The organism is Qipengyuania sp. SS22 (genome assembly GCF_025736935.1).
Lineage (GTDB): Bacteria > Pseudomonadota > Alphaproteobacteria > Sphingomonadales > Sphingomonadaceae > Qipengyuania.
Window position 1 is genome coordinate 248177 of the sequence record NZ_CP107048.1, and the last position, 15105, is coordinate 263281.

At 64.3% G+C, this 15105-nt stretch carries 9 protein-coding genes; 3 read left to right on the forward strand and 6 right to left on the reverse strand.

Annotation, left to right across the window (positions count from 1 at the left end; all coding sequences use genetic code 11):
- Positions 1 to 120 precede the first annotated feature (120 nt).
- The 3 genes from N6L26_RS01160 to N6L26_RS01170 are packed head-to-tail and all read left to right on the forward strand — an operon-like array spanning position 121 to position 7302.
- Positions 121 to 963 carry an arginyltransferase gene (locus tag N6L26_RS01160; RefSeq protein ID WP_263606235.1) on the forward strand — a complete coding sequence of 281 codons (843 nt, stop codon included), beginning with the start codon at positions 121 to 123 and terminating at the stop codon, positions 961 to 963.
- Entirely contained in the window at positions 953 to 3106 is a 2154-nt protein-coding gene (locus tag N6L26_RS01165) for an autotransporter assembly complex protein TamA (protein ID WP_263606236.1), read from the forward strand. Before N6L26_RS01160 ends, N6L26_RS01165 begins: the two co-directional genes overlap by 11 nt.
- Complete coding sequence (locus N6L26_RS01170) at positions 3106 to 7302, forward strand: translocation/assembly module TamB domain-containing protein (RefSeq protein WP_263606237.1); 4197 nt, start codon at positions 3106 to 3108, stop codon at positions 7300 to 7302. The genes N6L26_RS01165 and N6L26_RS01170 overlap by 1 nt, the downstream gene beginning before the upstream one ends.
- A gap of 7 nt (positions 7303 to 7309) precedes the next feature.
- Here N6L26_RS01170 and N6L26_RS01175 read toward each other — a convergent pair whose 3' ends face one another.
- The 6 genes from N6L26_RS01175 to N6L26_RS01200 all read right to left on the reverse strand — a co-directional run bounded on the left by N6L26_RS01175 (position 7310) and on the right by N6L26_RS01200 (position 15017).
- On the reverse strand, positions 7310 to 7864 hold the full coding sequence (locus N6L26_RS01175) for a fasciclin domain-containing protein (RefSeq protein WP_263606238.1): 555 nt from the start codon (positions 7862 to 7864) through the stop codon (positions 7310 to 7312).
- Between the two features lie 22 nt (positions 7865 to 7886).
- On the reverse strand, positions 7887 to 8750 hold the full coding sequence (locus N6L26_RS01180) for a hypothetical protein (RefSeq protein ID WP_263606239.1): 864 nt from the start codon (positions 8748 to 8750) through the stop codon (positions 7887 to 7889).
- A gap of 88 nt (positions 8751 to 8838) precedes the next feature.
- Positions 8839 to 9423 carry a lysozyme gene (locus N6L26_RS01185; protein WP_263606240.1) on the reverse strand — a complete coding sequence of 195 codons (585 nt, stop codon included), beginning with the start codon at positions 9421 to 9423 and terminating at the stop codon, positions 8839 to 8841.
- A 136-nt stretch (positions 9424 to 9559) separates the two neighbouring features.
- On the reverse strand, positions 9560 to 12982 hold the full coding sequence (locus N6L26_RS01190; RefSeq protein WP_263606241.1) for an autotransporter domain-containing protein: 3423 nt from the start codon (positions 12980 to 12982) through the stop codon (positions 9560 to 9562).
- Between the two features lie 231 nt (positions 12983 to 13213).
- Positions 13214 to 14623, reverse strand: a complete 1410-nt coding sequence (gene glnA, locus N6L26_RS01195) for a type I glutamate--ammonia ligase (RefSeq protein ID WP_263606242.1) — start codon at positions 14621 to 14623, stop codon at positions 13214 to 13216.
- Between the two features lie 55 nt (positions 14624 to 14678).
- Complete coding sequence (locus N6L26_RS01200) at positions 14679 to 15017, reverse strand: P-II family nitrogen regulator (protein WP_067462894.1); 339 nt, start codon at positions 15015 to 15017, stop codon at positions 14679 to 14681.
- Positions 15018 to 15105 lie beyond the last annotated feature (88 nt).

Genomic DNA, 15105 nt, shown 5'->3' on the forward strand with positions numbered 1-15105 from the left:
ACCGTTCGACGGGCGCTTTGCGCTTTTCATGGTTAAGAGGGTTTTAACCAGAGACCCGCTCTGTCATTAATGTCTGCGACAGGTAAGGAATTGTTAACCTCCGAGAGGATGCAAACCAAAGTGACCGCACCGATTCGCTTTCCCCGCTTCTTCGTGACCAGCCCAGCGCCGTGTCCGTATCTGCCGGGCAAGAGCGAGCGTAAGGTCTTTACCGAACTGCGCGGCGAAAATGCCGACGAATTGAACGAAGCGCTTGGCCGGATCGGCTTCCGCCGCAGCCAGACTGTCGCCTACCGCCCGTCCTGCCTCGATTGCCAGGCCTGCGTCTCGGTGCGGGTGGTAGCGGACGAGTTCAAGCCGTCTTCATCGCAGAAGCGCACGCTCAAGGCCAATGAGGATCTGATCGCCACCGAATGCCGTCCTTGGGCGACTGCGGAACAATTTGAGCTGTTGCAGAGTTATCTTGCAGCCCGCCACCCCGGTGGCGGGATGACGCAGATGGAGGAAACCGACTTTGCCGACATGGTGGAACACACCAGTGTCACCAGCTACGTCATTGAATATCGGGAGCCGGGTATCGGCACCGAACCGGGACGCCTCGTGGGGGCGTGCCTAACAGATTATCAGGGTGACGGGCTGTCGATGATCTACAGCTTCTACAACTCTGAACATGGGGATCGCGCCGGGCTTGGGAACTACATTATCCTCGACCACATTCGCCGTGCGGCTGCCAGCGGCCTGCCCTATGTCTATCTCGGCTATTGGGTCGATGGGGCCGAGCGGATGCAATACAAGGTCCGCTATCGTCCGCTCGAACGGCTTACCCGTGGCGGATGGGAACGCATGCCCGATGACGAGCAGAAGCGCCTTATCGCCGCTGCTACCGCCCCGCGCCCCAGCCGCCGCGACGAAGCGCTGCCGGCCAAGGACGGGCTCGCGGCCGAGTACCGGATTGCCGACTGACCTAGCGCGTAACGCGCTGGCTACCTGTCTCGCCGCGATTGCGATCGCGGGCGTCCAGCCGCTTGCAGCGCAGGATGCCGACGCTCCGTCCTCGCTCGAAGACCTGATCCCCGACAGCGCGGTAAGCGATCCCGACGCCTGGGCGCAGCAGGGCACCGACGCGCCCACCGAGATTGCGGTGGAAGACACCGCGCCCGACCTCCAGGCCGAGACCGCGATTGCCGAAATTCCAGGCATGTCGGTGGCATGGCCCGAAGATGTCGTTTTCGAGCCGCTCGAGCCGCTCGAACCCCAAACCGATATCGTCTTTGCCGACCTCTTGGCCGACGTGCCGCAGATCGCCTTCGATGAAGCAGATCTGGAAGAGCTGTCGGATACGCTGGTGCTCGGTTTCCCGCAGAAGGAACCCCCGTTCAGCCAGCGCGGGGATTTCATCGATCGGTTCGAGGCGCTCTCGACCATCGAGGAACTCGACGATGGCGACGAGAATGTCGCCCAGCTGGCCGCACGCGCGCGCAAGGACGAGGAATTGCTGACCACGCTGCTGCGCGTCTATGGTTATTACGATGGCGAGATCGTCCGCACCATCGCCACGCGCGATGCAGGCGAGGAGGCCGCCGACCAGCGCCCCCGCGTACGCTTCGATGTCATTCCCGGCCCGCGCTATACCTATGGCGCGATTGCGCTGGGCGAACTTGCCGCTGCGCCCGATGCCGGCGACCTGCGCGACGCCTTCGAAATCCGCTCGGGCGATTATCTCCAGTCCGACGATATCCTCGCCGAACGCTTCGATCTCGATCGCGCCCTGGGCGAAACGGGTTACGCCTTTGCCGAAATCGACAATCCCGAACTGCTGATCGATCACGAGCGGATCGAGGGCGATCTGACCATGCCGGTCCGCCCGAACGGGAAATACGTCTTCGGCGAAGTCGTCAGCAGCGACGAGGCCTTCCTCTCCAGCCGTCATCTCGCGAGCATCGCGCGGTTCGATGCGGGCGATGTCTACCAGCGCAGCCTCGCCTTCGACCTTCGCCGCGCGGTGACCGCCACGGGGCTGGTATCGACCGTCGGCGTCGAAGCGCGCGAAGTGTCGCCGCCGCAGGGCGACGAGCCCGGCGTGGTGGCGATGGACGTCACGCTCGAACGCGCCAAGCTACGGACGATCGCAGGCGCGATCGGCTATGGCTCCGAGGAAGGCGTGCGCATCCAGGCGAGCTGGGAACATCGCAATTTCTTCCCGCCCGAAGGTGCGCTGCGGCTGCGCGGCATCCTCGGCACGCGCGAGCAGCTGGCCGGGGTGACCTTCCGCAAGAACAATTTCGGCGGCCGCGACAAGGTCCTCACTGTCGATGCCTATGCGTCCAGCATCGATACTACCGCCTATGATGCGCGCACGGTGGCACTGACCGGGACCTATGAACGCACCTCGACGCTGCTGTTCCAGAAACCCCTCGCCTGGGGCCTTGGCGCAGAAGTGCTCGCGACCGACGAGCGTAACCGCATCGTCGATGGCGTGGCGCGGCCCCGCCAGACCTATTTCATCGCTTCGCTCTTCGGCAGGGCGACGCTCGATACCAGCGACTCGCTGCTCGACCCCACGCGCGGGTTCCGCGTCACGGGCTTCCTCGCGCCTGAAACCTCGCGCACCGAGGGCGAGCAGTACTATTACCTGCGCAACCGCGTTGACGGGTCGTTCTACCAGTCGGTCGGCGCGCGCACGGTGATCGCGGCGCGGGGGGCCTTCGCCAGCATCCAGGGTGCCGACCTGGTCGGCATCGCGCCATCGCGTCGGCTCTATGCCGGCGGCGGGGGATCGGTGCGCGGCTATGGCTATCAGGCGATCGGGCCCAAGAACGAATTCATGGAGCCGACCGGCGGGCGCAGCCTGGTCGAAGCCTCGCTCGAGGCGCGGATCGGCACTGGCTTCTTCGATGGCGCGGTTTCGGTCGTGCCGTTCTTCGATCTGGGTAGCGTATCGACCTCGACCACGCCCGATTTTGCCGAGATCAAGATGGGCGCGGGTATCGGCCTGCGCTACGCGACCGGCTTCGGCCCGATCCGCTTCGACGTGGGCATCCCGCTCAATCCCGAACCCGAGGATTCGGCGGTCGGGGTCTATATCTCGCTCGGACAGGCTTTCTGATGAGCGACGATGCATTGAGCGAAACCGAGCCCACCGCTCGCCGTCGGCCGCGCCGTGGCAAGTGGCTGCTGGGCATCGTCGGTGCGCTGGTGCTGGTGATTGTCGGCGCGCTGGCTGTGCTCAACACACCGCTGGGCGAGCGCTTCCTCGCCAATCGGATTGCCGAGCGGACCTTCCCCAATGGACTGAACGTGCGGATCGGGCGGATCGAGGGCAATCTCTACGGTGCGGCAGTCCTGCACGATGTGCGCCTGTCCGACCCGCAGGGCGTGTTCCTGACCATTCCGCGCGCGGAGGTCGACTGGAACCCGGGCGCTTGGCTGTCGAACCGGCTGGAGATCGACACCTTTGCCGCACGCCGCGCAACGCTGGCGCGGATCCCCGAATTCCTGCCGAGCGAAGAAGAAGGACCGATCCTGCCCGGCTTCGACATCGCGGTGGAAGACTTTACGATCGATCAGCTCATGCTCGCCCCCGGGATCGCTGGCGATCAGGCGCAACGTGTCGATCTGAGCGGAAACGCCACCGTCACCGACCGGCGCCTGATGCTCGATGTGGACGGCGCGCTGGGCGAACGCGACCGGCTGGCGCTGCTGCTCGACGCCGAACCCGATGGCGATGATTTCGATCTCTCCTTCGACCTTGCTGCGGCCGCCGATGGCCCGCTTGTCGCGCTGGCCGGGCTCGACCGCGCCTACACCGCGCAGCTGCGCGGCGACGGAACATGGTCGCAATGGACTGGCGGCCTGCTGGTGCGTAGCGAGAACGAGCGCGTGGCGGCCATGCGTGTCACCAATCGCGCGGGCCGCTTCGGCCTGCTGGGCAAGTTCGATCCGTCCGATTTCCTCTCCGGTATTCCCGCGCGCGCGCTGGGCGACGATGTCGCGCTGAAGGTCGATCTGGCGATCGACGACCGTGCTTTCGATGGCCGGACGACCCTGATCGGGCGCGGGCTGAGCCTTGATGCCAATGGGCTGATCGACCTCGCCGGAAACCGCGCAGAGGAACTGGAGCTTGTCGCCCGCGTGCGCGACCCGAATGTGCTCGGCGAGGGCATGACGCTCCGCGAAACGCAGCTTTCGGCCACGCTCGACGGCGCATTCAGCGATCTGGCGGTGGTTCACGATTTGCGTATCGGCGAACTCGACCTCGAGGGCACCGTGTTGGCAGGGCTGCGCCAACAGGGCACTGCGCGGTATGACGGGACGCGCTGGACGCTGCCGCTTGACGTCGCAGTGGCGAAAGTCACCAGCGGCAATAGCTGGGTCGATCCGCGGCTGGTCGATGGCGTGGGCCGGGGCACTCTGGTGCTCAGCGGCTCGACGCTGCTGTCCGACGATCTGAGCGTAGCTTTCCCCGGCACCTCGGCGAACCTCGCGCTGCGCGGCGATCTGGCGAGCGGTCGTTACGAGCTGCGGGGTCCGGTCCGCGCGGAACGGCTTGCGCTCGACAATGTCGGTACGCTGGGCGGGACCGCGGTAATCGACTTCGTTCTGGCATCCGGAGCGCCGTGGCGGCTCGCAGCCGATCTCGACGCGCGGGTCGCGCCCGTCACCAATGCCACGCTGGCCAATCTTGCCGGGACACCGATCCGCGTGCGCGGCGGCATCGCGGTGGGCGGTAATGCACCGCTCGACTTCAACCGGCTGCGCGTCGACGCCAGCAAGCTGCGCCTCGCGCTCGATGGTAGCGTCCGCGATGGCACCACCCAAGTGGCGGGCAATGGCACGCATGTCGATTACGGCCCCTTCACTGTCGAAGCCAGCGTGACCGATGCGGGTCCCAGTGCCGCGCTGGTTTTCGCCAGCCCCGCGACCGGGCTCGAGAATGTCCGCCTGACCATTGCGCCCAGCGAGGAAGGCTTTGCGATCGATACCGAGGGCGATTCCCTCCTCGGCCCCTTCGCAGGCCAACTGGCGCTGCTGGCACCAGAGGATGGGCCGACCCGCATCGCGATCGAACGCATGCGCATATCCGAGACCAATGTCACTGGCGGGCTGACGCTGGTCGATGGCGGCGCTGATGGCACGCTTACCTTTGCCGGGGGCGGGCTCGACGGCACTGTCACGCTGGCTCCGCGTGGCGGCGGTCAGGGGCTGGAAATCGCGCTCAAGGCCCGCAACGCGCGCTTTGGCGGCGAGACCCCGCTACGTATCGCGCGCGCTGATATCGACGCGTCGGGGCTGATCCGGGAAGGCCATACGAGCTTTTCCGGCACAGGCACCGCGGCCGGGCTGTCCTATGGCACGCTGTTCATTGGCCGCCTTGCGGCGCAGGGCGAGATCGAGAACGGCGTGGGCAGCGTCGATGCCTCGCTTTCGGGCCGGCGCAGTGGCCGGTTCGTGCTCGATGTGAATGCAGGGATCCGCCCCGACCAGATCGCACTGGCTGCGCAGGGCGAGTTTGCCGGACGTCGTATTTCGATGCCGCGCCGCGCGGTGCTCACCAGCCTCGATAATGGCGGCTGGCGCCTCGCACCGACGCAATTGTCCTATGGCGATGGCGGGATGATCGCTTCGGGCAGCTTCGGCGGCGGCGATCTCGATTTCGACTTCAAGCTTGCCCGCATGCCGCTCTCGCTGATCGATATCGTTCGGCCCGACACCGGGCTGGGCGGAATGATCTCGGGCACGGTGGATTACCGCGTGGGTGCAAACCAGCTGCCGGTGAGCGAGGCCAAGGTAAAGATCGATGGGCTGACGCGCTCGGGTCTCGTGCTGACTTCGCGTCCGGTCAATGTGGCGCTGGTCGCGCGGCTGACCGAAAGCGAGCTCGAGGCGCGCGCGCTGTTGCAGAACGAGGATATCCAGCGCGGCCGCGTGCAGGCGCAGATCACCGGGTTACCTGGGCAGGGGATGCTGATCGACCGGCTGCGTGCCGGGAACCTGCTTGCGCAATTGCGCTATCGCGGCGCGGCGGAAAGCCTGTGGCGGCTGGCGGCGCTCGACACCTTCGACATCACCGGCCCGATCGCTATCGCCGCCAATGCCAGCGGGACTTTGCAGGACCCGACGGTACGCGGCTCGATCTCGGGCGAAACGCTCCAGCTGCGCAGTTCGCTTTCGGGAACCGATATTCGCGACATTACCCTGCGTGGGCGGTTCCGCGGATCGCGTCTGCAAATCGCGCGCTTTGCCGGGACTGCGGTCAATGGCGGCAGCGTTAGCGGTAGCGGGATCGTCGATCTGCGCACGCTTGGCGAAGCGGTGGAGGGCCGGGTGCTCGAAATCCGCGGGCCGATCATCGATCTGCGCGCCTCGGCACGCAATGCCCGCTTGCTCGATACCGGCGGGCTGAGCGCCACCATCACCGGCCCGCTGCGGATCGTCTCCAACGGGCTCGGCGGGACCATTGCGGGCCGCGTACGTGTCAACGAGGCGATCTGGCGGCTGGGCACCGCGTCAGATGACTTGCGCCTCCCGCAGATAACCACGCGCGAGATCAACGCGCCTGCCAACCGTGCCCCGCAGGTCGCCCCGTCGCGTCCGTGGCGCTATCTGATCGATGCTACGGCAGCGAGCCGGATCAATGTCGACGGCATGGGTCTCGACAGCGAATGGTCAGCCGATGTCATCCTGCGCGGGACGACCGACGATCCGCGCATCGGCGGCAACGCCGAAGTGGTGCGCGGCGACTACACCTTTGCCGGAACGCAATTCGAACTGACCCGCGGCGAGATCGAATTCGATGCCAATGTGCCGGTCGATCCGCGGCTCGATATCGTGGCCGAAACCGAACGCGATGGGCTGACCGTCGAAGCCACGGTACAGGGCAGTGCGACCCAGCCCGAAATCGCCTTCAGCTCGAACCCCTCGCTGCCCGAAGAGGAATTGCTTGCGCGCCTCCTGTTCGGCGGGTCGGTCACCAGTCTTTCGGCCACCGATGCGCTGCAGTTGGGGGCGGCAGTTGCCAGCCTGCGCGGCGGCGGCGGGCTGGACCCCATCAACCAGCTGCGCAGTGCCATCGGTCTAGATCGCCTGCGGATCGTCAGCGCCGATCCGGCACTGGGTCGCGGTACGGGCGTGGCGCTGGGCAAGAATTTCGGACGCCGCTTCTATGCGGAAATCATCACCGACGGGCGCGGGTATAGCGCGACCGAACTGGAGTTCCGCGTAACCAGCTGGCTATCGCTGCTGGCTGCGGTTTCGACCGTGGGCCGGGAAAGCGTCGTCGCGGAAATCAGCCGCGACTACTAGGCGCCGCTCAGCCGCGCGGCGGGAGCAGCACGGTATCGATTGGGATGAGGACGCCGTTACTGGCCGCGATGGCAGTACCGGAAACATCCGCGCTGCCGCCGCCGTCCATCGTGACGGTCAGCGTTTCTCCCGTTCTGGCGAAGTGAACCTCGGTCTGACCGAGCGTCGTCATGGTGACCGGACCGCCGCGGCGGTCGATGGCGGCGCCGATCGCTTCGGGGGTCAGGTGACCAGGCAATAAGTGGTCACGCAATATCGCGATCAGGATCGGGCGTTGCTCGTCCTCCATCAGGGCCACGCCGTCCTCACCCAGAGCGGCAAATGCCCGATCGTCGGGCGCTAGCACCGTGTAGCTCGCCGGCCCGTCGAGCACGCCCGAAAGCTCCGATTGCTCGATGGCGCTCTGCAACGTGCCAAGCGCCTGGTTTGCGCCCAATGTTGCGGCCAGCGTAAGCGTACCGTCATCCTGCGTGACAGGAGCCGATTTCTTGTCCTCGGCTTCACCGCAACTGCCCAGCAGCGGAAGCGCCACCAGCGCCAGCGCTGCAATGCCTGTTCTCACTAAGGGTGTCATGCGTGCACTTTCAGACCAGCAGGTCGATCACGGCCGCGACCAGCTGTGTTTCGGGATCGATCCGGTACACATGCCCGTCCGAATAGCGGTACCAGGCATCCGCCGTATCGGCGTAACGCTCGCGATAGGAGTAGGGCACGTTGTAAACATCATAGCCCGCCGGCACCGCCTGCCCGACGGTGAACGTGTCCCCTGTCAGCAACCCCGCCACCGACGTGATCGTGAAATCCTCGGGATCGACCCGGTAGAGGATGTGTTCGGCATAGCGATAGGATGAGACCGGCCCCAGGTCGTAATAGTCGACGTAATAATCGGGAACGGCGTAGCTCTCATATGTCGAGGGCCAGACATTGCCGATCGCAAGCGCTCCACCAAGCAAGGGGACATAACCCGCGACGCCGCCCTCATCGGTGCGGCGCAGCAAGTAGCCATCGTCGTAGTAATAGCGGCCCGCAGCATAGTGGCTCAGCCCGAACAGACCTAGATCGTAGTCATAGCCGTTCCAACGCTGGTTGCTGACACGGGACGCACCTGCCTGATCGGCGGAGACACAGTCGGTGGTCCGGCGCGCAAGGCCCGGAGGGCATCCGGCGATCAGCGCGCGGTTGCGGTCGCGGTCGAGAAAGGCGCGCGCGCCACTGCTGCGATCGCGTGCGATAGGTGCGTCGGGTGTGCGGTTATCGCGTCGCTCGGTACTTGGTTTTGCGCGCTGGCGGATGCTGTTCGCTCGCCTGGTTTCTGGCTCACCGCGTTCCAACTGCGCGGCCGCACGGTCGTTATTCCGCTTGTCGTTTCCCTGCCCCTTGCCGGGCGCGGCGTAAGCGCCGCCCGTCGCGAGTACGATGGCGGCCGCTCCTGCGACCAAGATACGCATTTGGGATACTCCTTTGCTCGCCTAACGGCGGCGGGAGCATTCGGGTTCCGGTTATTCGTTCGGCGCGGATGGCAGAATTCTGCGGCCTTCAATGTGAGCGATAGAGGCTGGCCTCTGCTGCACGGCGACGGACCAGGCCCTTGAGGACCCGTCCGCCAGCCCTGTTCCACCGCGCGAATTCGTCCGCCGCACCCTTGTAATCGCCCGCCAAATGACGGCGCAGCAGCGTCGATCGCCCAATCGCACCGGTGTTGTAATGGAAGCTGGTCAGCGCATCGAATTGCGCTGGCGTGGTCGGCGCGTCGGCGAGCGCGTGTGCGACATCCCGTGCATGCCGTGCGACATCGCTCTCCAGCCGCGCGTCGCATTGCTGCTGGGTCCACACGGTGGTCGGGCCGATGTCCGGCCCGGTCGCGCCCCAGCCGATCGTCCATGGTTCGCCGCCAGTGCCCGGATCGGGATAGGCTTCAACCAGCCCATCGGGTCGCAAGCGCGCGCAACCCTCGAATTGCCGGATAAGCGCGAGGCCGCGAGGGCCGATGCTGTATGTGCTCCCGCCTGGGGCAGGTTCGGCTGCGGTATCGAGCACGGCATCCAGCGCCTCCACCTCGGCTTGCCTGAACCCGCGTCCCAAGAGCTTGCGAATGGCGTCGAATAGCGGTTTGCGGTTCATCTCCGGCCTCCATGATGGATGAGGCCGACCGAGTAGGCACAAGCAGACCGAGTAGGAAAACGCTTTCGCTCAAAAGGGAAGGGCCGCCCGGTTTCCCGGACGGCCCATCTTGTCGGAACTGACGGTCCCGGTTGGCTTAGAACTTGAAGCTCGCCATCGCGCGGTAGGTCTGCGCATCGGCATTGTTGCGTCCGATCGTGGTGTCGAAGCCGACGCCGAATTGTGCGCCCCCGCTGACATATTGCAGCGAAAGTCCGGCTTCGCCCCAGTTTTTCGACGGGTCGGCAAGAAGGAACGGCACGGCCGGTCCGGTCCCGCCGGCGAACTGCGCCGTAAAGACCGAGGGGCCATCTTCGTATTCATGCACGAAGTCGATGTTGGCATCGATCTGGATCGGGCCACCCGCGCTCTGGTAATCGAGCCCGATACGACCCTGCAGGCTTTCCACGTCCTCGCGGTTGATGGCCAGGGCCAGCGAACCGCCCGTCTCGCTTACCGGATCGAACGAATGGTCGACATAGCGAAGCTCGATACCCGGCGAGATCGTGCCCAGCGGGCCTTCGAAATCGTAGCCCAGGCCCAGCGCGGCAGCAAAGCCGCTGTTGCTGCTTTCGCTGGTCAGCGTCTGCGAACCACCGAGGAACGAGACGGTCCGCGCAGTGTCGATATCCAGATCGATCAGGCTGACCTGGCCATCGACGACGAAGCCGTCGACGGTCTTGGCGCTGCCATAGAGCGACACGGCCAGCGCTTTCGCATCGGCCTGCTGGTTAAGCGCCACATCCGCATCGAGGTCCGAGTAATAGCCCGACAGGCCGATCATCGACCGTTCGCCGGGGAAGTACTCAATGCCGCCGCCGAAGAAGTAGCCGTCGACGTCGGTATCGCTCTGCGTGTAGCCGGGCATCGACGCGCCGCTGCCCCTGAGCAGGCCGCCGGCGATGTAGATCGCCATGTCCTCGCGGATGGCACCTTCCTGCACCCGCGTCGGCTCGTCACTCTGGTCGAGCCCGAGCGCACCCGCCGTGATCGGCTGGCTTCCGCGCGAGACCGACAGTTGGGCGGTCTGCATCGGACTGCCGAGCGTGGCGATCGTCCCGCCCGAACTGGCGAGATCCGATTCGCGCAGACGCGAAGCATTGAACGACTGGAGGTTATGGTAGGCCTGCGTCGCCAGCTGCTGGACCGCGGTTTCGGCTACCGGAGCCAGGCCGTCGAAGGTCGACTGTATCGTCGCAGCATCTGCGAAGTCGAGCTGGTAGAGCTCGGCCAGCGCAGCGTTGCCGCGGTTCTGGTCGAACAGCCGGGCATAGCTGCGCTGCACCGGATCCCCTGTTACCGCCGTACGATAGCTGGCCGCGAGGATTTCCATGATCACCGAGGTATCGGTGTAGGTGAACGACTGGCTGAGGATGGCCGACATGTCGCCTTCCACGAAGGTGCCGGTCACGCCGCCATCGGCAGTCAGGATGGTGTATTGCTGCCCGGTGCCATTGACCTGCTGGGTGACGCCCGCGCCGACCGCAACCACGCCGCCAACAGAGGCTTCACCGGTTACCGCAACCAGGTCCGAAGTATTGTCCGGACCGATATCGATCATCAGCGTCGAGCCCGACGACTGGACCAGCGAACCGTCGATCGTTAGCGTGTCCACACCGCCGATCGATCCCGGCGAAATCGCCCCCATGATGTTGGTGACGAACGGTGCGGTGATCGTCCCGCCGCCCTGCAACGCACCGCCGAAGAGGGTGTAGTCGCCGACCGAGGTCATCCCGCCGTCGACCGTAATCGTACCGCCGAACTGGCTGATGTCGATCAGCGAGGTCAGGCTGCCGTCTGCGGTAATGTTGAGACCCGCAGTGCTCTGCACGGTGAGGCGGTCGATGGTGGCATCGCTGCTCAACGTGGTGGTGCCGGCGTTCGCCAGCGTGACGTCGAAATAGCGCGGGTCGACATTGACCGCAGCATCCGCGCTCACGACCGGGTCGATATTGTCGGGCACGAAGCCGCTCGCCCCGGGCAGGCCGTTGTCGAGCGTGGGATCGGGCAGCGGGTCGTCCGAGAATTCGGGGCTGCCACCATCGCTGGCATGCGGTGCGTCCTCGGCGAACTCGGGTGCGCCGTTCTGCGCTTCATTGGCGTTGATCAGTCCGTTGCGCGCCAAGGCACCGCGACCGCCGGCGGCTGCTGTATCCGCAGCTTCTGGCGAAGCCTGAGCTTCCCCGCCACCCAGTGCATCGAGCATGTCGCCATCGGCTTCACCGATACCCGAATTGACCATACCGTCCGCGTTGCGCGCCGGCGGGGTGGGATCGCCGTTGGACAAGTCTTCGCAACCGTCGCCCAGATTGTCCCCTTCGAAATCGAAGCAGACTTCGCCGAATTGCGGCGCATCGCCGGTAACGCCGTTCCCCGGCGTGGATGGCAGGCCGTTCACCACATCGCCGTTTTCGTCGATCACACGATAGACAGGATCGAGCGTGGTGACCCAGTGGTCGGTATCCTCCCAATTGCCATCGCCTTCGACCGCCGAGACGTAGCGATAAGGGTTGGTGGCAACGATATAGTCCCAGAACAGGTAGAGCGGCTGGTAGAAGCTCTCAGTGCCGTAACTGGAAAAGACCTGCGGTCCGAAGAAACGCGAGCCGCCCGACAGCACCGCGATGACGAGGTCTTCGTCGCTCAGTGTATTGTTTGCGGCATCGAGGATCAGCGGGCCACCCGAGTCACCGCCGGCGGTGGTGCCTTCGCGTTCGCGCGGCTCATCCTTGTAGAGGTTGAAGTCGAACGGATTGGTCTTGTTCGGATCGTCGAAGTCGAGCCGGTAGAGGACCTGCGGCAGGTCGCCGAAGGGTGCGCCGAACAGGAAGGTATTTCGGTCGTCGAACGAAGTCAGCGAGCCGAGCATGTTCTCGGCCGATTTGCGGCGCCAGTCGATGCCGAGGTTGTCACCCCCGGTTCCCGAGCCGGTGCGGCCGTAGCCAGTGATATTGACGTGATAGCCGGTGCCATCGGTTTCGGAGATTTCCTCCGGTGTCGGCAGCGGCGAGAACAGCAGCGACCAGGTCGGCAGATTGGCCGCTGGCGTGTCGAGGCTGGCCAAGGCGATATCGCCTTCCAGGAAGCCTTGCCCGTCAGGACGCGCGACCGACCGCGGATCGTAATAGATGCGGTTTACGTCGAAGACTGCGAGATCTGGATTGCTCGCGAAGGCGTTGCCGATCCAGTTCTGGAAGCCCGGCAGCGCATTGACGTTGAAAGACCAGGCCGCACGGAGCGCATCGTCGCGAAAATCGGTTTCGGCAACATCGTTAACGCAGTGCGCGGCGAACAGCACCGTCCGCGGATTGATCAGCGTACCCGAGCAGACGAAGCCGTCGTTGCGGAAGAACATGCCGACGCCGCTGAAGTCTTCGTCGTTATCGACGATGTCGTCGGGCGAATAATTGTCGTTGGGGACGATAGCGTGAGCCGGCGTGCTGAGTGCGACCGTCGACAGAGCGATGGTTGCGGCGCCAGCCAAAAGGCGGCTTCCGGTGCGATTGAACGTAGATTTCATTCCGAGTGTCCCTCCAGGAAATATTCGTTAACGCGCGCCCAGGCCGCGCAATGCGAATGTTCTAGAACCGCAGGGGACAAAAAGGGAAGGGCTTTGCGGTGCCATCCCACCATATTTCATGGTAAAATGTTGCTTAAGAGACGCACTTTTTCATATTGTTCAAAGACAAGGGCGACCGGATCGCTCCGGCCGCCCAGTCGAAATTATTCCGCCGTTACCGGCAGGATCGGATCACGAGCTGTAGTACATGTCGAATTCGGCCGCGCAGGGCGTGGTTTCGACACGCAGGACCTCTTCCCATTTTAACTCGCAATAGGCCTCGATCTGGTCCTTGGTGAAGACGTCGCCTTTGAGCAGGAACTCGTGGTCGGCCATCAGCGACTCAAGCGCTTCGCGCAGGCTGCCGCAGACGGTCGGCACGTCGGCCAGTTCGGCGGGCGGCAGATCGTAAAGATTCTTGTCCATCGCTTCGCCCGGATGGATCTTGTTGGTGATCCCGTCGAGGCCAGCCATCAGCAATGCGGCATAAGCGAGATAGGGATTGGCCATCGCATCGGGGAAGCGGAACTCGACGCGCTTGGCCTTGTCGCCTGCACCATAGGGGATGCGGCACGAGGCCGAACGGTTACGCGCCGAATAGGCGAGCAGCACAGGCGCTTCGAAGCCGGGCACCAGCCGCTTGTAGCTGTTGGTGGTCGGGTTGGTGAAGGCGTTGAGTGCCTTGGCGTGCTTGATGACACCGCCGATGTAATAGAGGCAGTTCTCGCTCAGCCCGCCGTACTGGTTGCCTGCGAAGGTCGGCTTGCCTTCCTCCCAGATCGACATATGCGTGTGCATGCCCGAGCCGTTGTCGTCCTTGATCGGCTTGGGCATGAAGGTCGCGGTCTTGCCGTAGATATGCGCGACTTGGTGCACGACATATTTGTAGATCTGCATATTGTCGGCGGTTTCGACCAGCGTCCCGAAGGTCACGCCAAGCTCGTGCTGGGCAGCGGCCACCTCGTGGTGGTGCTTGTCGCAGGGCAGACCCATTTCGATCATGGTCGAGACCATTTCGCCGCGGATGTCGACGGCGCTGTCGACCGGGGCGACGGGGAAGTAACCGCCCTTGGCGCGCGGGCGGTGGGCGAGATTACCGCTCTCATATTCTCGGCCGCTGTTTGTCGGCAACTCGACATCGTCGAGGGCAAAGCCCGATCCGGCATAGCCGTCTTCGAAACGGACATCGTCGAACATGAAGAATTCGGCTTCGGGGCCGACATAGATCGTGTCGCCGACGCCGGTCGACTTGAGATAGGCCTCGGCGCGCTTGGCAGTCGAGCGCGGGTCGCGCGCATACCATTCACCGGTCGACGGTTCGACGATGTCGCAGAACACGATCAGCATCGGTTCGGCGCTGAAGGGATCGACATACACCCGATCGAGGTCGGGCTTGAGGATCATGTCGCTTTCGTTGATGACCTTCCAGCCGGCAATCGACGAGCCGTCGAACATCAGCCCGTCTTCCAGTTCGTCTTCGCTGAGTATGCCTGCGACCATGGTCAGGTGCTGCCACTTGCCCTTGGGGTCGGTGAACCGCAGGTCGACCCACTCGATGCCTTCGTCCTTGATCTGTTTCAGGACGTCGCTTGCACTTGCCATTGGTATTGCCTCCGTTTGAACTGGAACTGCTGGAGCGGGATGAGCCCGCGTTTATTCAGATAGCGTCGTCGTCTCGCTCGCCCGTGCGGATCCGCAGCGCGCCTTCGATGGACGAAATGAAGATCTTGCCGTCGCCGATGCGCCCGGTCTGGGCGGCGGCGGCGATGGCTTCGACGGTGCGGTCGGCAATGCCTTCGGGCACGACCACTTCGAGTTTCACCTTGGGCAGGAAATCGACGACATATTCGGCCCCGCGATAAAGCTCGGTATGGCCTTTCTGTCGCCCGAAGCCCTTGGCCTCGGTAACGGTGATCCCCGACACGCCGATTTCGTGCAGGGCTTCCTTTACCTCGTCGAGCTTGAATGGCTTGATGATCGCTTCGATCTTTTTCACCTGGCGGTGTCCCCCTCGAGAGTTCTGCTAACCGTAATGCACGTAATTTACGCGTCGCGCTCGCCCGTGTTCCAAGAAGCGTGCCAAT